Here is a 20,723-nt window from a genome sequence, read left to right as displayed (position 1 = left end):
CCATGCTATCGATCTCGCACCGCTGGAGAGTACCGGCCTGGCTGCCATCCGCCTGGCTGCCGCGTTCGCTGCGCGGACAGTTCATGCTTGCGCTGTCGATCCTGTCGGCGCTGATGCTCGCCGGTGGGCTCGCCGCGGTCTACGCCTTGCGCACTTCCAGCGATGCGACCCATCAGCTCACGCAGGTGCGGCTCTCGCGCATGCAGGCCGCGCAGGACATGGTGGAGCGCACACTGCTGATCGAGCGCGAAACCGAACGCTTGCTGTCGACCGCCTCGCTGCCGAGGGTGCAATTGAGCTACGCCGCCATCGTGGAGCAGACCACGGTGCTGGACCGCGTGATCGCCGGGCTGGCGGTCGCCCACGACGATGTCGGCGTGCTGGACCTGTACCAGGCGAGCCAGCTGTTTCGCAACACGGCCAACGTCGTGGCGCAATTGCGCGAGAGCGAGTTGAAGACCGACCAGATGTTCACCCAGCTGCAGTTGAACTGGATCGGCAACCTCGAAGCCGACGGGGGCAAGGATGCGCCTTCGCTGGTGTTGCTGCTCTATAGCCTGCAGGGGGCCGACAGCCGCGCCGCCGTCGACAAGCTGCGCACCGAGTTCGCGCACCTCTCGCCCCTGGCGCGCGCGCGCCTCGATGGCGCGCGCAGTGCCCTGGCCACGCCGAGTTCATCCTCGGCGGGCGTGGCGGCGGCGGACAGGCACGATCCGTTCGCGGTGCGGCTCGCACAGATCCAGCAGCGCGAGGTGCTCGCCCGGTACCACGAGCAGCTGTCGAGCCAGGCGGAGGCGATGGTGGCGGCCGCGCGCGTGCGCTCGGAATTCTTCGACGGCGACTACCGTGCGGCCGTGCAGCGCCTGGTCGAGGCATCCAGCCACCAGCAGAACTGGGTGCTGACGCTGCTGGCGACGAGCCTGCTGTTCGCCTGGCTGGTGGTCGGCGTCTTCCTGGGCCGCCATCTCCTGGGCCGCCTGCAGCACGTGAGCCGCTACCTCCAGTGGCACGGCAGCGCCGATACGCCGCTCGAAGAGCTGGTCCGGGGGCGCGACGAGATCGGCGACATGGCGCGCGCCGTGGACCGATTCCTCAGCGACCGCGCGCAGCTGCAATCGCGAACCACGGAGCTGTTCCTCACCAAGCAGCACCTGGTCGAACAGGGGCAGGTCCTCGAAATGATCGCGGCGGGCAAGCCGCTGGCGGACATTCTGGACCGGCTGACGCTGTCGATCGAAGCCCAACTGGAGGGCATCCAGGGCTCCATCCTGCTGCTCGACCTCGACGGGCTGCACCTGCGCCACGGCGCGGGGCCCAGCCTGCCTCCAGCCTACGTGCGGGCGATCGACGGCGTTCGCATCGGTCCGAAGGTCGGCTCCTGCGGCACGTCCGTCTATCGCCGCGAGGCGGTCATCGTGTCGGATGTCCAGGCCGATCCGCTGTGGGAGGACTATCGCGAACTGGCGGACCTTCACGGCTTGCGCTCCTGCTGGTCGGCGCCGATCCTGTCGCATCAGGGGACGGTGCTCGGCACCTTCGCGATGTACTCGGCGACCGTGCGCACCCCGGGCGCCGGCGAGCGGAAGTTGATCGAGCTGGCCACCCGCATCGCCGGCATCGCGATCGAGCGCCATCGCTCGGAAGAGCGCATCCGCCACATGGCGTACCACGACGAACTGACGGGGCTGCCGAACCGCCTGCTGCTCAACGACAGGCTGACGCAGGCCCTGATGCAGGCGCGCCGCACGGGGCGTTCGATGGCCTTGCTGTTCGTCGACCTCGACGGCTTCAAGTTCATCAACGACAGCTTCGGCCATGCGGTGGGCGATGCGGTGCTGGTCGCGGTGGCCGAGCGGCTCGCGAGCGTGGCGAAGGAGGGCGACACCGTGGCCCGCCTGGGTGGCGACGAGTTCGTGCTGATGCTGCTCGACCTGGACGGCGGCGACGATGCCGTCGGCGTGGCGCAACAGGTGCTGAGCGCGCTGGCGCTGCCCTTGCGCATCGAGCCTCGCAGCCTGCACGTGAGCGCCAGTATCGGGATCAGCGTCTACCCGGGAGACGGCAGCGACAGCGAGACACTGCTCAGGCACGCCGACGTCGCGCTCTACCGCGCCAAGCAACAGGGCCGCAACGGTTACCAGTGCTACACCGAGAGCATGGGCCAGGAGGCCCGCAGCGACACGGAGCTGCGCGCGGCGCTCCAGCACGCGCTGCAGGAGCGGCAGTTCGAGCTGTACTACCAGCCGCAGATCGACCTGCGGACCGGGCGCATGAGCGCGATGGAAGCGCTGGTCCGATGGCGGCATCCCGAGCTCGGGGCGGTTTCCCCGGCCCGCTTCATTCCATTGGCCGAGGAGACGGGACTGATCGTGCCGATCGGCGAGTGGGTGCTGCGCAGCGCCTGCGCGCAGCTGAAGGCGTGGCATGAGGCGGGGCATCCGGGCCTGGTGGTCGCGGTCAACCTGTCGGCCCGCCAGTTCCAGGGGCAGGACGTGGCCAAGCTCGTGCGCCGCGTGCTCGCCGACTGCGCGCTGCCGGCCGGGTGCCTGGAACTGGAGCTGACGGAGAGCGCGCTGATGCTCGACACCGGCTCGATCCTGCAGACACTCATCGAGCTCAAGGCCATGGGCGTGGGCCTGGCGCTGGACGATTTCGGGACGGGCTATTCCAGCCTCAGCCACCTCCGGCGCTTCCCGATCGACGCGATCAAGGTCGATCAGTCCTTCACCTTCGACGTGACGATCAGCGAAGAGGCGGCATCGATCACGCGCGCGATCATCGCCATGGCCCGCTCGCTGGGCGTGAAGACGGTTGCCGAAGGCGTGGAGACCGAGGCGCAGCTGCGCTTCATGGCCGCGCATCGCTGCGACAGCGTGCAGGGCTACTACTTCAGCCGGCCGCTGCCGGTGGCCGACATGAGCGCGCTGCTTTCGGAGAACCGGGGCTGGATACCGCCGGACCTGGTCGAGTCGGCCCTGAGCGCGGATCGGGTCCTGGTGGTCTGAACCGGGTGCGAGCGGGTGCCGAGGGCGCCGTGGCGCCGCGTGGCGAGAGCCGATAGCATCCGGGGATGTGCAGTCATTACCAGGCCGAGAAGCGCCGCAAGCAGCTCGAGAAACGCGGCATCCACCTGCCGCCCGACTGGGAACCGCCGCCTGGCGGCATGCACATCTACCCGACGCAATTGGCGCCCTTCATTCGCCGGCCGCCCGAGCGGGATTCGGGCGACGAAGCCGTGCCGGCGCTGGAAATGGTGGAGGGGCATTTCGGCCTCCTGCCCGGCTTCGCCAAGGACGCCGGCTACGGCAAGAACACCTACAACGCGCGCACCGAGACGGTCGACCAGCTCGCCAGCTTCAAGCATGCCTGGGCCAAGGCGCGCCACTGCATCGTGCCCTGCGAGGCCATCTACGAACCGGACTGGCGCACGGGCAGCCACATCCCGACGCGCTTCACCGCCGCGAACGACGAAATGCTGGGCGTCGCCGGGCTCTGGGCGCCGTGGAAGAACCCGGCGACCGGGCAGTGGGCCAACAGCTTCTGCATGCTGACGATCAATGCCGACGATCATCCGCTGTTCAAGCAGATGCACAGGCCCGACCCCAAGCGTCCCGCGCACATGCAGGACAAGCGCATGGTCGTGATCCTGCCCGAGGGCGCCTACGAGGCCTGGCTGGACGCGCCGGCCCAGCAGTCGATGGAGTTCATGCGGCAGTACCCGGCCGATCGCCTGCTTGCCACGCCGGAGCCCTTGCCCCCGAAGTCATCGAAACCATCGAAGCCGTCGAAGCCGTCGAAGGCCGGGCCTGCGCGCGACGATCAATTGGGGCTGCTGTGACTCACCAGAGCAGCAGGACGGCCCGGCCGGCGCGTTCCCGCCATTGCGCGAAGCCCTGCTGATCGTGAAGATCCCGTGCCAGCTGCCGCAGCGGCGTCATGAAGTCGCGCCCGGTCGCGGCCAGCGTGACCAGGCCGGCAGGGTGCCGCAGGCGCTCCGTGGTCACCATGCCGATCCACAAGGGGCGGGTTGCCCCTGCGCCGTCGTTGTCCCCGACGACATAGGGCGACGGCCACAGGCGCAGCACGATGCGTTCGTCGGCGTTCAGCACCTTCATCGACGTCATCCCTTGCGGCTGGCCATTGTCGAGCTTCGGCAACACGGCAAGCGCCTCGATCGGCGTGTTCGGCATCAGCCACACCAGCGCCGTCCCGGCGGACCAGGGCGGCGGGGCGCGCCATCCCGCCCTGATCAGGGCGTCCGCGATCTCCTGCGCGGTGCCCGCCCATTGAACTGACAGCGGCTCTTCGGCATCGCCCCCGAGGTCGGTCCGGGTGGCGGCAAGTCCGCGCCACCCCTGCGCCCGCCAGTCGCTGACGAGGACCGCATCGTTTCGCGGGCGATAGGCGTAGCGGGCCAGATCGCGGGGGTGATATTCGGCGACCACCCAGCCACCGGCGAGCGCCATGGTCAGCAGGGCGACCGCCGACAGCCCCAGGGCCGGCACCTCCTCGTGCCGCACATGGTGGATGTACGCGATGCCCAGCAGCGCCACCCAGGCAAGGCCCAGGCTCAGGCTCGCGAGCACGTCCGAGAACCAGTGCGCGCCCAGGTACAGGCGCGAGAACGCGATCAGCGCAATGACCACCACCGCCGCCAGCGTGATCGCGATCTTCGCCGCGACCGGCCTGGCGCGTGCCAGCAGGAAGGCCAGGAAGCCGTAGACCACGATGTTCATCGCGGCATGGCCGCTGGGGAACGAATAGGGGTCGATGCCGCTGTAGATCTCGGTGGGACGCGCGCGCTCGAGGGTGAACTTCAGCGTCCAGACGAGCGCCTGGGCGAAACCGGCGGCCGCGAGCCAGTACGCCAGCGTGCGCCAGCGGCGCCTTGCCGCGAGCCACAAGGACACGGCGGCGATGACCGCAACCACGACGGGTGCGCCGCCGAACTCGGTGGCGGCGACCATGAAGCTGTCGCCCCAGGCCGTGCGATGGCTCTGCAGCACCGCGTGGACGCCTCGGTCGAACTGCACGAGCGGGTCCTCGGACAACACGTCCTCGAGCACGCCGAAGAACAGCCACGCGCTGCCGATCAGCGCCAGCGCGGTGACCAGCAGGACCTTCTGCTCGGGGCGGGTGGGATCGAAGAGCGACAGGGCGATGCGCGTGGGCAGGTCCGATCGTGTGCGGCCCCAGGCCACGGAGCGGTCTCGCCAGGCCACGATGCGCGGACGTGCCTGGCGGACCAGGAAGGCGACGGCCCGGACGATGAGCCACAAGGCCGCGGCAAGCAGGAGCAGCAGAAGCGCAAGGCGCGAACTCACGGCGCCGGCCATCTGAAGCGAGGCACCGAACAGGAAACCCGGAACCAGGTGCACCGCTGCCCACGGCAAAGCCGACAGGAAGTTGAAGCTGAAGAACTGCGCGGCCGGAAGACCCGCCATGCCGGCGATGACCGGCACGATGGCGCGCAGCGGACCGAGGAAGCGGGCCAGGAACACGCTGCCGCGGCCATGCTTCGCGAAATAGGCTTGCCCGCGGTCGAACAGGGCGGGGTGAGCCTGGATCGGCCACTGCGCGCGAATCCGGTCGCGATAGCGCCGGCCGAACCAGTAGCTGAGGCCGTCGCCGGCAATCGCGCCGCTGACGGCGGCGGCGGCGGTCGACACCGGTTCGAGCGCCTGCAGGCCGACGAGCATGCCGCCGATGAAGACGATCGAACTGCCGGGAACGATGGTGCCGATCACGACCAGCGACTCCAGCATGGCCGCGGCGAAAACCGCGGCGAGCGCCAGTTGCGGGTGCGCGGAGAAGTAGCCGATCAGCGATTGAAGATGTGATTCCACCAGCGCGCGATTGTCGACGCCCTGGCCGCTTTCGGCTGATCGATCGGCGGCCGCTCAGGGCCGCCGGGGGCCGGCCGCGGGGCCGGCCTTGTCTGTCAGCGCCAGTCGTAGTGGCCGCGCATCTGGTGGCGGCCTTCGCGGTGGGCCGGCACCCAGACCTTATGCCTGCGGTGAGGCTGCGCCATGGGGCGCATGATCGCCGGGGGCGCCGCTTCGTGGCGGTTCATCTCGTTGCCGCCCCTGTCGCGCTGTTCCATCGCGCGCTGCACCAGGGCACTGTGCTCCCTGTCGCGGTCTTCGCGCGAGGGCTGGGCGGGCTGGCTGAACGCAACGACGGACATTGCGCAAGTCGCGAGGGCGAGGAGGACCTTCTTCATGCTTGTTTCCTTTGGCGCACCGAAAGTGGCGCGAAAGGAGAGTAGACCGGCACGGCGCCTCACCGCCTGTAGGCCGTGGGGCTTTTCACGAGCAGGCCGCCGAGCCGGCGGGCCTGCCCGGTCAACGGCCTTCTTCGAGATAGCGATGGACCGCCAGGGCGGCGGTCGCGCCCTCCGCAGCGGCGGTCGCCAGCAGGAACGACGAGCCCGCGCGGATGTCGCCCGCGGCGAAGATGCCGGGCACCCCGGTTCGCATGTGCGCATCGGTTGCGATGCGGCCCTCGGGATCGCGCCCGAGCAAGGGGCCCGGGAACGCGGAGTCGGCCACCAGGCCGGCGTAGACGAACACGCCCTGCACCGCCAGGACCCGCGAGGCGTCTCCCGCCGTTGTCAGCCGGACGCCGCAGACCCCTTGCTCGCCGAGGATCTCGGCCACCGTGCTGCGCGGGAGCAGGGTCACGTTGGGCATGGCGGTGAGCGCCTCGACCAGATAGTGCTGGGCGCGCGGCCGTTCCTCGCGGAACACCAGCGTCACGGCCCGCGCATGCGCGGCGAGGACGGCCGCCTCGCTGAAGGCCGAGTCGCCGCCACCCACCACGCACAGGTCCTCGCCCCTGAACAGCGGCCCGTCGCAGGACGCGCAATGAGAAACACCGCGGCCCTCGAATGCATGCTCGCCGGGAACGTCCAGCCGGCGGCGCGCGGAACCCGTGGCCACCAGGACGGCGCGCGCGGAGATCTCCTCGCCGCCGCAACGCAGCACGAAGCGCCCATTCGCGCGAGGCTCGATGGCCTGCACCTCGTCGAGCATGAACTCCGCGCCCGCGGCTTCGGCCTGCTCCTGGAGCAGCGGCCCCAGGTCGAATCCGCTGATGCCTTGAGGGAAGCCGGGGTAGTTGGCGATGCGCTCGACGTTCATCACCTGGCCGCCGGAGCCCATGCGCTCGATCACCAGGACGTCCAGGCCTTGCTGAGCGGCGGTCAGAGCGGCTGTCAAGCCTGCCGTGCCGGCGCCGATGATCGCGAGATCCGTCTCGCGCATCATCGCCACTCGTCCACCGAAGCGGTCGCCTTGTGGTGCGCGCCCATGATCTGCCAGTAGCCGTTGGCCTCGCCGCCGACGACCACCACGTTGATGTCCTTCTCCTCGAACATGCGCACCGGCGTGTCGGCGGGCACGTCCAGGTAGGCGGCCTTGGGCGACTCGCCGAAGGTCGCGCGCGTGTGGATGTAGTTCTGCACCAGCTGCAGGTCCCAGTATCGGCCGGCCGGCATCTCGGCCGTCTCGTGCAGCCAGCGGATGAGCTTGGCCTTGGTGTCGAAGCCGCCGCGGTCGATGAACTGCCGCGCGGTGATCGGGTCGAGCAGCAGCACCGGCGCCGTGATGGCGTCCGTGCCCAGCAGCATGTCGCGCACGTGCTCGCGCCAGTGCTCCTTGCGCAGGCCCAGGCCGAAGGTGGTGGAGCGGCAACCGTGGAAGACCGTGACGGTGCTCGTGTCCTTGTCGAAGCCCTTCTGCACATGCAGCGCCTCCCAGGGGCTGCGTTCCTCGTTCTCCGCGAAGGTGATGCCGTTGTAGGTGTAGTTGTTGCCGATCGATCCCATGAAGGTCTCGTTCGGCACCGATCCGCCCTGCAGGTTCTGCGACAGCAGGCCGTAGGCGCGGCCGATGGTGGCATTGGCGTGGTTGTAGGGGCCCATCGCGCCGATGCCGCAGTTCATGCCGATCTCCTGCCGGATCGGGCCGTTGACGACGGTCATCACGGAGGCCGAGCTGGAGGTGCTGCCGCGCGCGGAGATGCCGGTGGCGGCGAGCGCCAGGATGATCGGGAAGTACTCGGGCCTGGCACCGGCCATGACGGCATTCACCGCCACCTTCTCCACCGTGTATTCCCACAGCCCGCGGTTGGGCGTGGGCTGCATGCGGCCCACCACTTCGTCCGGGCGCCGCCGGGTGCCGGCGAGCATCGCGGCCACGCGCGCCTCGGTGGGCAGGACGATGGGGAGGTGGTCCGTCCAGAGATTGCGCTCGAACAGGGCCCGCAGGTTGTCCTCGGTGTCCGGCGCCTCGTGGCGCGGCGTGGTGCGCGCATAGGCTTCCTCTCCCGCCAGAGAGGCCGCCAGACCCTGCGTCAGCGCGGCCACGATCTCCTGCATGACGGGCTTTCCCGTGTACGGGTCCTTGCCTTCCACGTAGGCGCGCAGCTCGGCTTCGGACTTGCCCATGACGGGCTGAGGCACGAAGACCAGCGGCGCCTGCGGCAGGCCGCCCATGCGCACCACCGACTGCACCACCTTCACGAACTTGTCGGTGTGCAGGGCGACCGTCGGCACGCCGTACTGGGTCTCCAGGGTGATCGCATGCGTGGACACGGCCGGCGCGCAGGTGCTGCAATGGCCCACGCCGAGGATGGCCGCGTGGCCCTGGGTCTTGATTTCGTTCCACAGCGCGGGGTCGTCCTTGCCGTAGTAGCTGGCCATCTGCACCAGCTTCGTCTTCACGCCCGGCATGTGCGCCTCGAACCACAGCTTCACCTGCTTGAGGAGTTCCACCGAATCATCGAAGCGGCTGTCGATGAGGTAGATGGTCTTGCCGTCCAGGCTGGACAGGCGCGGCGCCGGCTGCTTGCGCGTGATCCGGGGCGGGTAGCCCACCGGGTTGTGCACCGTGAGCATCGGCGCGGCTTGATAGTCCTTGACAGGGGTCAGCATGAGGTCGTGTTCTCCAGGAAGTGATGGGTGCGTAGCAGCCGCCGGTCCGGCGCGGGGTGCGTCGAATCGATCGGTGTCATCGCGATGAAATCGGCGCGGCCCGACGCCAGGGATACCGCGGAACCGGCTTTGCCGGGCCGCCGGTATCGCCCCCTTGAGGGGGAGGCGCCGCAGGCGCTTCGGGGGTGTGCGGATACCGCGGAACCGGCTTTGCCGGGCCGCCGGTATCGCCCCCTTGAGGGGGAGGCGCCGCAGGCGCTTCGGGGGTGTTTCATCCTAGTGCGCGGCCTGGCTGCGCGCACCCGCCCGGGCGGCCTGCATGGCGGCGAATTCGTGAACCTTTTCCGGCCGCAGCGTGCGGTAGACCGGTGCCACGCTTCGGTCTTCGTCCACCAGCGTGATGCGATCGATCTCCACCAGGTCCTGCGGGGTGAAGCGGATGTCCAGGGCCTTGACGTTGTCTCTCAGGTGCTCGGGCTTGTCCGCCCCGGCGATCACCGTGAAGGTCGCCGGCCGGGTCAGCAGCCATGCGAGCGACATCTGCGCCAGGGTCCAGCCGCGCGCCTGGGCATAGGCGGCCAGGCGCTCCTGCACGTCCCAGTTGCGGTCCGACTGCCATGCCGCCGTGTTCGGATTGTTGGCCTGCCGCGTGCCGGCCGTGACGCTGCCCCGGCGATAGGCGCCGGCCAGCATGCCGCCGGCCAGCGGGAAGTAGTGCGTCATGCCGATGCCGTGCCTGATGCAGAAGGGTTCGAAGTTCTTCTCGATGTCGCGGTAGAGCAGGTTGTAGTGGTCCTGCGATGAAATGAAGGGCGACATGCCGAGCCGTTCGGCGCTCAGATTCGCCTCGCACAGCTCCCAGGCGAAGAGATTCGACGCGCCTAGGTAGCGGACCTTGCCCGCGCGCACCAGGTCGTCCAGCGCGCGCAGCGTTTCCTCGATCGGCGTCTCGCGGTCGGGCCAATGCAACTGGTACAGGTCGATGTAGTCGGTGTTCAGGCGCCGCAGGCTGTCTTCGCAGGCGCGGATGATCGCCATCCGCGAGGCCCCCGCGTCGTTGGGACCGTCGCCCATGCGGTTGCCGAACTTGGTGGCGATCAGCGCCTGGTGTCGCCTGCCACCCGCGAGGGCCAGGCCCAGTGCCGTCTCGGACTTGCCGATGCCGTAGCTGTTGGCGGTGTCGAAGTAGTTGATGCCGAGTTCGAGCGCCTGGTCCACCACGGCCCGCACGGTGTCCTGCCCGACGAAGCCGCCGAATGGAAAGCAGCCGACGCCGATGGCCGAAGCGATCAGCCCCGAGCGGCCCACGTGCCGGTACTGCATGCCCGTGCCTTGCCGGGGCGTCAGGCCGATGGCCGTGACGCGCTGATGCGCGTCGTCTGCCTGTGTCGTCATGGTCATGGGTCAGGCGTCCATCTTGATGCCGGTTTCCTTGACCACAGGCGCCCAGCGGTCGCGGTTGGCCTGCAGCTTGCGCAGGAACTCCGCCGGTGTCCCGCCCCGGGGCACGAGGCCCATCTTGTGCAACGACTCGACGACGGCCGGTGTGGCCAGGGCCTCGGTGACGATCGCCGCGTAGTCCGCCGCCAGCGTCTTGGGGAAGCCCGCCTTGCCGTAGAGGCCGAAGAAGGTCTCCGCCACGTAGCCCGGGTAGCCGGCTTCGGCGAAGGTCGGAATATCGGGTGCGAGCACCGAGCGGCTCTCGCTGGCGACCGCCAGGATCCTGAGCTTGCCGGCGCGATGCATTTCCAGGTAGTCCGGCAGGATGGAGGCGCTGGCCGGTATCTGGTTGCCCAGCAGGTCGGCCAGCAGCGGCGAGCCGCCGCGGTAGGGCACGGACTGCAAGGGCATCCCCAGCTGCTTGCCCAGCTGATGGACCACCAGCGGAGACAGGCCGACGGGGCTCGGAATGCCGATGGAGCCGCGCCTCGGGTCCTTGCGAACCGAGTCGAAATACTCGGCGAGCGTGGCGACGCCCGACGCGCGATTGACAGTCATCGTGGTGGGCGCCGCGGCGCAGTCCACGATGGGCTGCAGGTCCTTCTCGAAGTCGAAGGTCGGCTTGGTCGCGAAGAGCGGCAGCAGGGACACCGCGGAGTTCGGCGCCATCATCAGGTAGGACCCATCGGCGTCGAAGTTGCGCAGGTACTGGATGGCAACGAGCCCGCCGGCGCCGGACCTCGAATCCACGAGCACCGGGCGGTTCAGCCTGACCCGCAGGGCGTCGCCCAGCATGCGAGCCAGCGTGTCCGAGGATGTCCCGGGCGGTACCGTGAGGATGATGGTCAGGGGCTTGTCGCCCTGCGCGCGAACCAGCGCGGGCATGCCCAGGACCACCGGCGTCGCCGCCAGGCTGGCGATCAGACGCCGTCTGCTCAAGTCGATCATCTTTGTCTCCTTCAGGCCGCCAGGGCCTCTTGTTGGGGGCATGTGCCCCGGTGCGCTCCAGCCTTCGAGGGATGGTTAACGTCTCCGCGGTGCATTATTTCCCTCGGGGCGGGGCCTCATCAATTGAAAATAGCGTCCTTGCTATTAGCCTTCGGTTAACACCCCTGCCACGCCATGAATCTCAGACAGATGGAAGTCTTTCGCGCCGTCATGTTTTCCGGCGGCGTCAACAGCGCCGCGGAGATGCTGCACGTCTCGCCGCCCGCCGTCAGCAAGGTGCTGGCGCAGGCGGCACGCGCCACCGGGCTCGTGCTGTTCGAGCGCGTGAAGGGGCGGCTGATTCCGACGCCGGAGGGCACACGGCTCTATGCCGAGATCGACGAACTGTGGCGGGGTGTCGAGAAGGTGCGCGACGTGTCGCGCGAACTGGCGCAGCCCAACCGGACCACGCTGCGGCTCGTGTGCTCGGCCAGCCTCGCCCCCTGCCTGGTGGCGCGGACGGTCGCCCGGCTCTATGAGCGCTTTCCCCAGCTGCAGTGCAGGGTGCAGGTGTTCTCGCCCGACGTCCTCAACCAGACGCTGCTGGATCGCTCGACCCACCTGGGCGTCGCGCTGCTGCCCCACGAGCATCCCAACCTGATCACCGTCAAGGGTTACCACTGCGGGCTGGCGTGCGTCATGCGCAGCGATCATCGGCTCGCGTCGCGCAAGCTGATCAAGCCTTCGGATCTGCGTGGCGAGCGGGTGATCTCGTCGCCGGAGGCCACCCCGTTCGGGCAGACGCTCAGGCGCGTCTTCGGCGCGGCGGCCGAGGGCATGATCCGCGACTTCGAAGTCACCAGCTCCACCACCGCCTGCTGGTTCGCGCAGGCGGGGGTCGGTGTCGCGGTGGTGGACCAAGTGTCCATCGCCGGCGGCCTGCTCGCGGGGCTGGAGGTGCGTCCGTTCCAGTCATCCGAAAGGCTGGCGGTGCGGATCATCCGCAACCGCTTCCAGCCGATGTCCGTGGCCGAGCGTGCCTTCGTCGAGGTCTTCGACGAGGTGTGGGGCTCGGTCATCAAGGTGGGCAACGGCGTCGGGCGAACCTGAGCCGGACCCGCCGCGATCTCACACGGGCTGGACTTCGCCGGTCAGCACTTCGTCCCGCCACCGCCGGGTGAAGGCGTCGCAGAAGGCCTGCGCCACGCCGGACAGCGGCCGGTAGATATTGCGCACGATGCTCGCGTTGACGCGCGGGCTCGGCGTGAAAGGCACGGCCGTGAGCCCCGCGAAGGGCGTGCCGGCCACCGTCGTCGCATCGAGAACGGCCACGCCGGCGCCGGCCTGCACGAACCAGCATGCCGCCGGCCCGGAGCTCACCTCGATGTCCACGGGAACGTCCCTCAGGATGTCCCCATACACCGCTTCGAGCAGTTGGCCGAACGGCGGCGCCTGCGAGATCGCGATCAGCCGCTCGCCGCGCAGATCGGCGGCCGAGATGGTCTTGCGGCGCGCCAGCGGATGGCCCGCCGGGACGATGCACACCAGCGAACAGGAGAACTGCCGCACGTGCGTCAGGTTGGGATGGTCCACCGGCAGCATGGCGATGCCGAGGTCGGCCGCGCCGGCCGCCAGCGCATCGTTGAGCAGATGCGGCATCACCATGTCGACATGGAGCCGCACGGCCGGGAAGGCCTTGAAGAGGTCGGTGGCGGCCGCCGGAACCAGCCAGGTGCAGAACCTGGCGCTGGCAATGATGCGCAGGCTGCCGCCGGCCGGCACGGCCAGCTCGCGACTCACGCTCTGCGCCTTCTCCAGCACCCGCCAGACCGCCTCGACTTCCGCGTAGAGCAGATGGGCTTCGGGTGTGGCGACCAGGCGTCCCTTGACGCGCTCGAACAGCCGCAGGCGGGAGCGGCGCTCGGCCTGGGCCAGCAGCTTGCTGGCCGCGGGCTGCGAGACATGGAGCAGGTCGCTCGCGCCCTTGACTGTACCGGTGAGCATCACGGCCCGAAACACTTCCATATCGCGCAGGTTCATGCGCGCACTGTAGCGGGCCGTCGCCGCCGGGCGACTTTCAGGCGGTGCGCGCCGCCAGCTCGTCCGACACCTTCAGGTCGGGCACGCCGCCGGTCGCCACCGGATCGTCCGCGTAGAGCTTCTTGAAGTTGAGCGTGGCGCCCTTGCCTTCGCGTCGCGGCACGCCATTGGTCTCGTGGAAGTTGTACTCGGGCGGCGCGTCCCGGAATCCGTCCTGGTCGAGCCACAGGCGCACCAGGTGACGCTTGCGCTCGGGCTCGGGAAAGTTCTGGAACGAGGTGCGCGCGTGCATGACCGTGTAGTTGTTGATGACGATCATGTCGCCGCGCTCGAGAAAGAAGGCCAGCCTGTTCTCGGGCGCCGTGGCCACCTGGTCGAAGCGATTCATGGCGTGGATCTCCTCGGCGGTCAGCGGCGTGCCCAGCACCTTGTGGCCCGCGACCAGGTTCGACCGGAGGTAGCGCGAGCTCAGCTGGCCGTTGCGCACCGCGAACAGCGGAACCCGGTGGCGGGTGACGGGCGGCTCGCCCGGCGCCTCTTCGCCCACCTGGTGATAGTGGAAACCCTGGTAGAGGGGTTCGAGCAGCTCCGGCGCGCTGCCACGCAGCTCGTCGTGGACCGTCACGGCGCTGACGATCACCGAGGCTCCGCCCGACTGCGACTTGTGCCAGCAGGCCAGCGAAATCATGGCGGTGATGTCGTTGTGCGGCCGCAGCTCGAGGTTGCTGCGGTACATGCGGGGCGTGGCGTCGTCCGCGCTGGCGTCGACCACGTGTCCGATGAGGTCGCCGCCGGTGTTCTGCGACAGCGCCTTGCCGAAGTGCGTGCCGATGCCCCAGACCGCGGCGACGAATTCCTGCTCCGACATGTCGTCGACGGGCAGGCCGCGCAGCACGACGAAGCCGCGCCCCGCGCGCACTTCCTCATAGGCCTCGCGCAAGCGGGGCGCGAGGGTGGGGAATGCGAATGCGGCCTTGCCATGGTCTTGCGGCGTGCCGTCCGGCGGCAGTGCCCGCACGGCGTCGAGCACTTCCTGCCGCTGCGCCGCCGTGAGCTGCAAGCTGTAGTCCGCCGCGCTCTTGAAGGAGCTTGCCTTCCAGGCGAATGATTGGGAGTCGTGGTGATAGAGGGTCATGGTTTGGATTGCTGGCTTGATGATCCGAGGCCGCGGGCACTCAGTCGGCTGTCGCTCCGGAGGACTTGACGATGGGCGCCCACTTGGCGATGTCCGCGCGGATCAGGGCATCGAACTGCGCGGGCGTCGACCCCACGGGCTCCACGCCCATGGCCCGCATGCGCGCGGACATCTCGGGCGACTTGACGACCCCCGCGATGTCGGCGCTCGCCTTGGCGATCACGGCCCGCGGCACACCGGCCGGTGCGACGATGCCGATGACGCTGACGGCGCTGACGCCGGGCACCGTCTCGTCGACGCTGGCGACGCCGGGGATTGCCGGCGTGCGCTGAGGGCTGAACAGCCCGAGGATCTTCAGCTTGCCGCTCTTCACGAAGGGCGCCGTGCTGTGATAGATGTCGACCAGCAGCGGGACCTGTCCGCCGATGACGTCCTGCTGCGCGGGGGCGCCTCCCTTGTACGGTACGTGGCCGATGTCCACGCCGGCCTTGGCCTTCAGCAGCTCGAAGCCGAGGTGCAGTGCCGTGCCGGCGCCCGAGGAGGCGTAGCTGATGGAGCCCGGGTTCTTCTTCGCCAGTGCGATCAGTTCGGCGATGTTGTTGGCCGGGAAGGCGGGGTTGGCGGCGATCACCATGTGCTGCATGCCGATCTGCGAGACCGCCGCGAAATCCTTGAGCGTGTCGTAGGGCAGGTTGGGCCGCAGGCTGGGGTTGATGGTGTGGGCCGAGACGACCATTCCCATCGTGTAGCCGTCGGGCGGTGCCTTGGCCACGGCCTCGGTGCCGATCACCGTGCCCGCGCCCGGCCTGTTGTCGACGATCACCGGCTGGCCCCAGACCAGCGTCAGTTGCTGGGCCATGATGCGGGCGACCGAATCGGTCGCGCCGCCGGCCGAGAACGGAACGATCAGCCGTACCGGCCTGCTGGGCCAGGCGCCGGAATTCTCGGCCGAGGCGAGCCAGGGCAGCCCAGCCAGCATCACGGCGATGCATGCCGTACGTCTCTTCATCTTGTTTGTCTCCTGTTGCACGCGGGTGCGATTTCTTCGAGCCGGCGATTATTGAATCGGGCTCCGTCGCGCGGCAATTGACTTCAGGAGGGGGGTCGATTAACCGGTGGTTATGGGCAGGGGCCGATGAGAGAGGGGCGCGCCGGCGTGCGGCAGCCCGGCGGCACATGCGCGTAAAGACGATCTGCGCGCAGCAAGTGTCTGCCGAGTCCCTGTATCGTCACGGCAGTCGACAATCACGAGAAGGAACACATGGCTGAACCAATGCTGCCGAAGGAAGAATATGCAAGCCTGCACAACGAGGTCCAGGCTTGCATGGGCGAACTGGCCGCGCTCGAGCGGCTGTGCGTGTTCGGCGTGGCGGGCGTGTTCGCCTGGGTGGCCATCAACGCGGAGGCCCTGGTCGGGTTTGCCGGGCTGGTGTGGCTGGTTCCCTTCCTCATTGCCGTCTATGGAAGCCTGAAGGCCTTGGCCATCCGCCGGCACATCTCGGTCCTGGGGGGCTGCCTGCGGGAACTGGAAGCCCAGTCCGGCGGCGGTGACCAGGGGCCGCGGCATTTCGGGCGCAGATGGGGAACGCGCAAGTGGGCCGCGGCGGCGGCGTGGCTCGTGTTCGTGGCGATGACGGTGGCCGGCAGTACCCTTGGCTTCCTTCAGTTCCGCGCCGAATGCCCTGGCCCGCTGTTGAACGCCTGCGCCCAGAACGACGGCGCGGACAACAGCCAGGAACAGGATCAGGAGCAGGAGAGCATGAAGCTGGGCACCTAGCCCAAGCCGGCCTCGGCGCGCGGCGCGGGTTCCGGTGGCGGAGCCGCGCCCGGCGGGGCCTGGATCAACCGGGTGATCGTATCCAGGCAGGCCATGGCCTGGCCGATGATGCCGGCACCCTGGTCGGGGTCGCGCGCGGCCTGAACGGCCAGCCTGGCGCTCATGCACAGGCGCAACGCGCTGACCGGAACGCCCGACCGGTGGCCGCAATCCACCGGCTGACCCATCTGGAAGGCCCATTCGTGGGAGCCCTGCGCCGGTGTCTGCAGGCGGCGGTGGATGTCCGCCGTTTCGTCCCGGCCGAGCAACATGCCGACGCCGTGCGGCGTGGGCCGGCACAGCAGGAAGGGATGGATCGTCTGTACGCCATCCCAATGCGAAGGACTGCCCAGCGCCCCACGGTCCAGGGCCGGGACGGGCAGGGCGGCGAAGAACGGATCACGGCGCAGCCGCTGCCGCAGCGCGATCGCGAAGCGCCGCAGGAACTGTTCGACCTGGGGCGCGGGCAACGCAAGAAACTCGCGCAGCTCGTGGATCGCCGCCTGCCAGCGCGCCAACAGGCCGAAGTTCGCGTGGGATTCCAGCGCTTGGGCGCATGCCCAGTCCTGGGGCCATTCCTCGCAGGCCGAGTAGGCGCGCAGTTCGGGGGACAGGGGCTTCTGGCGCAGCCGTGTGCCGAGCGCCGGCGGCAGCAGCAAGGCGCCGGAGAACGACGGCCCTGTCAGGAACTTGGAGCCGGTCACCGCGACCATGAAACCGTTGCGCAGGTAAGCCCGGATGGTCGCGGGCTCGAGCCTGAACTGGCAGGCATCCACCAGCACCTGCACCGCCGGGCCGAAGCGACGATGAAGGTTCAGAACGCTCGCGATTCCCGGCGCGATGCAGCCCGTCTTGGAGACGTCCATCAGCACCAGCAGGACCTGGCGTCCTTCGCGCATCGCGCGGTGGACGAGCGATTCGACTTCCGCGTCAACCAGCGCCGCATCGCGCGGCGTTCCGTCCCGCGCGCGGATCGGCACATCGAGGATGTCGCTGGCGCATGCATCGCCCATGGACTCGCCCGGCATGGTGGCCAGGCCCAGGGCGCTGCAGCTGCTGAAGTGCCGCCCCGCGAGTGCCGCGGGCACGCCGCTGCCGCTCTCGGATGCGCCGGCCAGGATGACCAGCGGCCTGCCGGCCGCGCCATCGGCGGCCACGCGCGCCGCGAGCAGGTGGACGTCGGTGCCGGAGGCCGAGAAGACCAGCCCGGTGCCGGATCCGTCCTCGATGCCGCACAAGGCCAGAAGCTCGCGGCGCAGGCGCTCCATCTCGTGGCGATAGAGCCGGGCCGCGGGCTGCTGCGCCAGCCCGGCCGCGAGCCGCTCGCGAAGCGAGTCGACGACCGCGAGCGCCGCCGGCGAGATCCCGGAGGAGGTGGACGAGCCGAAGGAGATCAGGTTCGAGGCGGTCACCGGGTGGCAGCCGTACTTGTTCCGGCCGGTGGCCGGATCCAGGGCGATGCGGTGATCGCCCCCGCTGACCAGCAGCTCAGCCGTCGATGGCAGCGGCATCTGCGGTGTCCCGTCGGTCGGCACGGGCTCTCCGGCTGGCGTGGGTCAGCATGGTCCTGAAGGCATCGAAGACCTTGCGCATCTGCGGCTGCTTGTAGGGAAAGACGTCGACCGGATCGATGTCGTGCACCACCATGGCCGTATCGGCCTCGAAGACCAGCAACTCGCCATCCGGCGTTTCCGCGCAATCCAGCCCGAGATAGTCGAGGTCCAGGCGCTTGCGGATCAGGTCCAGGGCGTCCTTGTGGCGGCGCGCGAAGCCGTCGTCGAAGTCGCGCATGATGGCCGCTTCTTCCTCGCGCTTCGCGGCGCTCTCGGCCATGCCGGCATTCAGGTAGTGGATCATCCAGTGTTCGGAGATGCCCACGTGACACACGTACGGCCGACCCTCGATGAGGACGAGCCGGTATTTCCGGAACAGGCCATCCGCATTGCGGTAGTCGACGAAGTTGGAAACGTAGAAGGCCTGCTCGACGGTCTGCGCGAGGTAGGCGGCAAGTTCGGCGGCGTCGCCGATCTTTTCCAGTCCCTTGCCGGCATGGGAGCCCAGCGGCCTGACGATGATGGGGAAACGCCCTCCGCCCAGAACCGACGAGATCTCCACCTGCCGACTGGCGATATCGGCGAGCGCTTGCCTGTCCACGCGCAGGGTCGGCGGCATGCGGATTCCCGGCGCCGCAGCGAGCACCGATGCGGCCTTGTCCCGCGACAGCTGCCGCAGGCGCTCCGGCATGTTCAGCACGGGGCGCGGCCAGTTCTCGGCGAGGGCGCACAGCTGCTCCAGCACCGGCTGCGTCCGGTCGGATTCACCGACGGCGATGAAGAGAATGTCGTGTTCCGGCACCGCCTGCGGCAGGGGGTTTTCAGGCGTGACATACAGCGCGTCGAGCGCCACGTCGGAGTCGGCGAGCAGGCATTCCAGCGGCGTGTTCGACATCAGGTCGCCCGAGACCATGATCGCCAGCACGCGCAGCCGGGCCTCGCCCTCGGGGACCGTTCGCAGGTGATAGAGCTGCCGGATCCGAAGCGCTTCGGCCTGGATGGTCATGGCCAGCGCATGGTCGCCGATCAGCTGCAGGACGAGAGACAGATCCATCAGCGCGTTGGCATCGTCCGGATGCGACTCCAGATGCGCGATCAGCCGCGCGCCCAGGGGGCGCAGGTCCTGGTTCTGGTTCGCCGCTCCCAACAGGAGCCGCAGGCTGGTCAAGGTGTCCGGGGCCGGGGTGTTCGTCGCGAGGTCGTGGATTGCGTTCATGGGGATGAGGTCATCGCTTCCGGGATGGCTGGGCAAGCGCTCAGCGACCTGCCGAGCGCGAGGGTGGTGCTCAGCAGGACATCGATATCCCGCAGCGTGCTGCGGTGGTTGAAGAGCGCGGCCCGGATGGCGAAGCGCCCATCCAGCACGGTCGATGAAGGCGCGCAGAGGCCGGATTCCTGCAGGGCGACGACCAGGTCGCGGTTCACCTGGTCGATGGAGTCGCGGTCGTCGCCATCGCCGCCGATGAAGCGGAAGCAGACGATGTTGAGGGATACGGCCGCCAGCAACTCCAGTTCTGGTTGCGCATCGATGCGCCGCGCGAGTTCCTGTGCGAGGGTGCAGCTGTGGGCGATCATGGCGCCCAGCCGCTCGGTGCCGTAGACCTTGATCGTGAACCAGGTCTTCAATGCGCGAAAGCCGCGCGAGAGGTCGGGGCCGAAGTCGCACGGCCAGGGCGAGCCGGCGGACATGCCACGCTCGCCGCGGCTGAGATAGGTGCCCTCCTGCGTGGCAAAGGTGCGCAGGTGCAGTTCGCGATCCCTGACCAGGATGAAGCCGGCGTCGTAGGGCACCTGCAGCCATTTGTGGAAGTCGAAGGCGATGGAGTCCGCCAGCTCGATGCCGCGCAGCCGCGCGGCCAGGGCGGGGCTCAGGATGGCAAGCGCGCCGAAGGCGCCATCCACGTGGAAATGCAGCCGCTCCCGCCTGGCGATGGCCGCGATGGCGGCGAGATCGTCGATGGCGCCCGTATCGACGGTACCCGCCGTGCCGACCACGAGAAAAGGGCTGAGGCCGGCCGCGCGATCCACGGCGATGGCGCGGTCGAGGCGCGCCAGGTCCATGCGACCGTCCTTGTCCACGGGAATCGAGCGCAGCTGCTCTCGTCCCAGCCCGGCCAGATCCATGCCCTGCGCGATGCAGCCATGCGCCCGCGCGGACGTGTAGGCCACCAGGCGGGGTGACGTCCGCGCGATGCCGCGATGGCGTACTTCGCTGCCGAGGGCTCGGGTCCTGGCCACCAGCACGCCGATCAGGTTGGCCATGGAAGAGCCCGTGAGGAACAGGCCGCTGGCGTCCTGCGGGAATCCGAACAGTTCGATGACCCAGCGCAGCACCTGCCGCTCCACTTCGACCGGGACATGGTCACGGCCGCCCAGGTTGGCGTTGAGCCCCGCCGCGAGCATTTCCGCCAGCATTCCGACGGCGGTGCCGCCACCGTGGACCCAGCCCATGAAACCAGGATGCGCATTGCCCACGGCGAAAGGCAGGACGCCTTCCATGAAGGCCTGATGCACCTGTTGCAGCCCGCTTCCCTGGCGCGGCAGCGGCTCGCGGAAGCGTTCTCGAATCTCATCGGGAATCGGCTGCCAGACCGGCCGCTCGCGAATATCCTGAACGTAGTCCAGGATGTCGTCGAGCATGCGATGGCCTTGCGCCCTCAGCTCGCTCCAATCGCCGGGATCGAGATTCGCTGGAACGGGTGGCCGGCTGCGGGAGTCGATGGGCGTTGACATTGGTGGGCAGGATAGCCCCGCGCCCGAAGATCCAATGCGAGGAACAGAGCGGGTTTGATGCCTTATTTCCCGGCCACGACACTCGCCCCCTGGATGCATTCGCGCGAGCGCACCGCGATACGCCGAGGAGCGCCGTGCGCTTCG

General features: G+C 68.9%; 16 protein-coding genes. 4 read left to right on the top strand and 12 right to left on the bottom strand.

The window, feature by feature from the left end:
• Positions 1 to 2: 2 nt before the first annotated feature.
• Together AC1DNF_RS04525 and AC1DNF_RS04520 are read left to right on the top strand one after the other, a co-directional pair.
• Positions 3 to 3,005, top strand: coding sequence for an EAL domain-containing protein (locus AC1DNF_RS04525; protein WP_478147357.1), 3,003 nt, complete (start codon positions 3 to 5; stop codon positions 3,003 to 3,005).
• Between the two features lie 65 nt (positions 3,006 to 3,070).
• Entirely contained in the window at positions 3,071 to 3,838 is a 768-nt protein-coding gene (locus AC1DNF_RS04520; RefSeq protein ID WP_478147356.1) for an SOS response-associated peptidase, read from the top strand.
• 1 nt (position 3,839) lies between these two features.
• Here AC1DNF_RS04520 and AC1DNF_RS04515 read toward each other — a convergent pair whose 3' ends face one another.
• The 6 genes from AC1DNF_RS04515 to AC1DNF_RS04490 form a co-directional block, all read right to left on the bottom strand.
• The gene (locus tag AC1DNF_RS04515; protein WP_478147355.1) at positions 3,840 to 5,846 is read right to left on the bottom strand and encodes a bifunctional DedA family/phosphatase PAP2 family protein; all 2,007 of its coding nucleotides are present in this window, start codon (positions 5,844 to 5,846) and stop codon (positions 3,840 to 3,842) included.
• 95 nt (positions 5,847 to 5,941) lie between these two features.
• Positions 5,942 to 6,223 (bottom strand): hypothetical protein, encoded by a 282-nt coding sequence (locus AC1DNF_RS04510; RefSeq protein WP_478147354.1) that lies wholly within the window; start codon positions 6,221 to 6,223, stop codon positions 5,942 to 5,944.
• A 121-nt stretch (positions 6,224 to 6,344) separates the two neighbouring features.
• Positions 6,345 to 7,265: an NAD(P)/FAD-dependent oxidoreductase gene (locus AC1DNF_RS04505; RefSeq protein ID WP_478147353.1), complete on the bottom strand. Its 921-nt coding sequence runs from the start codon at positions 7,263 to 7,265 to the stop codon at positions 6,345 to 6,347.
• Complete coding sequence (locus AC1DNF_RS04500; RefSeq protein WP_478147352.1) at positions 7,265 to 8,935, bottom strand: UGSC family (seleno)protein; 1,671 nt, start codon at positions 8,933 to 8,935, stop codon at positions 7,265 to 7,267. The genes AC1DNF_RS04505 and AC1DNF_RS04500 overlap by 1 nt, the downstream gene beginning before the upstream one ends.
• A gap of 276 nt (positions 8,936 to 9,211) precedes the next feature.
• Positions 9,212 to 10,336 (bottom strand): aldo/keto reductase, encoded by a 1,125-nt coding sequence (locus AC1DNF_RS04495; protein ID WP_478147351.1) that lies wholly within the window; start codon positions 10,334 to 10,336, stop codon positions 9,212 to 9,214.
• Positions 10,337 to 10,339: 3 nt separating this feature from the next.
• The gene (locus tag AC1DNF_RS04490) at positions 10,340 to 11,323 is read right to left on the bottom strand and encodes a tripartite tricarboxylate transporter substrate-binding protein (RefSeq protein ID WP_478147350.1); all 984 of its coding nucleotides are present in this window, start codon (positions 11,321 to 11,323) and stop codon (positions 10,340 to 10,342) included.
• Between the two features lie 174 nt (positions 11,324 to 11,497).
• Between AC1DNF_RS04490 and AC1DNF_RS04485 the strand changes: the two genes are divergently transcribed.
• On the top strand, positions 11,498 to 12,412 hold the full coding sequence (locus AC1DNF_RS04485) for a LysR family transcriptional regulator (RefSeq protein WP_478147349.1): 915 nt from the start codon (positions 11,498 to 11,500) through the stop codon (positions 12,410 to 12,412).
• Between the two features lie 18 nt (positions 12,413 to 12,430).
• On the opposite strand, the gene AC1DNF_RS04480 is transcribed toward AC1DNF_RS04485, so the two are convergent.
• From AC1DNF_RS04480 to AC1DNF_RS04470, 3 genes are read right to left on the bottom strand one after another with little or no spacing between them, the layout of a single operon-like run.
• Positions 12,431 to 13,342, bottom strand: coding sequence for a LysR substrate-binding domain-containing protein (locus AC1DNF_RS04480; RefSeq protein WP_478147348.1), 912 nt, complete (start codon positions 13,340 to 13,342; stop codon positions 12,431 to 12,433).
• A gap of 37 nt (positions 13,343 to 13,379) precedes the next feature.
• Complete coding sequence (locus tag AC1DNF_RS04475; protein ID WP_478147347.1) at positions 13,380 to 14,477, bottom strand: TauD/TfdA family dioxygenase; 1,098 nt, start codon at positions 14,475 to 14,477, stop codon at positions 13,380 to 13,382.
• A 40-nt stretch (positions 14,478 to 14,517) separates the two neighbouring features.
• Entirely contained in the window at positions 14,518 to 15,486 is a 969-nt protein-coding gene (locus AC1DNF_RS04470; protein ID WP_478147346.1) for a tripartite tricarboxylate transporter substrate binding protein, read from the bottom strand.
• A 252-nt stretch (positions 15,487 to 15,738) separates the two neighbouring features.
• Between AC1DNF_RS04470 and AC1DNF_RS04465 the strand changes: the two genes are divergently transcribed.
• Complete coding sequence (locus tag AC1DNF_RS04465; RefSeq protein WP_478147345.1) at positions 15,739 to 16,254, top strand: hypothetical protein; 516 nt, start codon at positions 15,739 to 15,741, stop codon at positions 16,252 to 16,254.
• Here AC1DNF_RS04465 and AC1DNF_RS04460 read toward each other — a convergent pair.
• Genes AC1DNF_RS04460 through AC1DNF_RS04450 form a run of 3 tightly spaced genes read right to left on the bottom strand, consistent with a single transcriptional unit; the run spans position 16,251 to position 20,579 of the window.
• On the bottom strand, positions 16,251 to 17,804 hold the full coding sequence (locus AC1DNF_RS04460) for a hypothetical protein (protein WP_478147344.1): 1,554 nt from the start codon (positions 17,802 to 17,804) through the stop codon (positions 16,251 to 16,253). The genes AC1DNF_RS04465 and AC1DNF_RS04460 overlap by 4 nt on opposite strands.
• Positions 17,782 to 19,062, bottom strand: coding sequence for an ATP-grasp domain-containing protein (locus AC1DNF_RS04455; RefSeq protein WP_478147343.1), 1,281 nt, complete (start codon positions 19,060 to 19,062; stop codon positions 17,782 to 17,784). The genes AC1DNF_RS04460 and AC1DNF_RS04455 overlap by 23 nt, the downstream gene beginning before the upstream one ends.
• On the bottom strand, positions 19,059 to 20,579 hold the full coding sequence (locus AC1DNF_RS04450; RefSeq protein WP_478147342.1) for a pyridoxal phosphate-dependent decarboxylase family protein: 1,521 nt from the start codon (positions 20,577 to 20,579) through the stop codon (positions 19,059 to 19,061). Before AC1DNF_RS04450 ends, AC1DNF_RS04455 begins: the two co-directional genes overlap by 4 nt.
• Between the last annotated feature and the right edge of the window lie 144 nt (positions 20,580 to 20,723).

This window comes from Variovorax sp. 01T432, from assembly GCF_056398605.1.
Note: the sequence above shows the minus strand (reverse complement) of the source record. Positions and strands in the feature narration are given on the sequence as shown.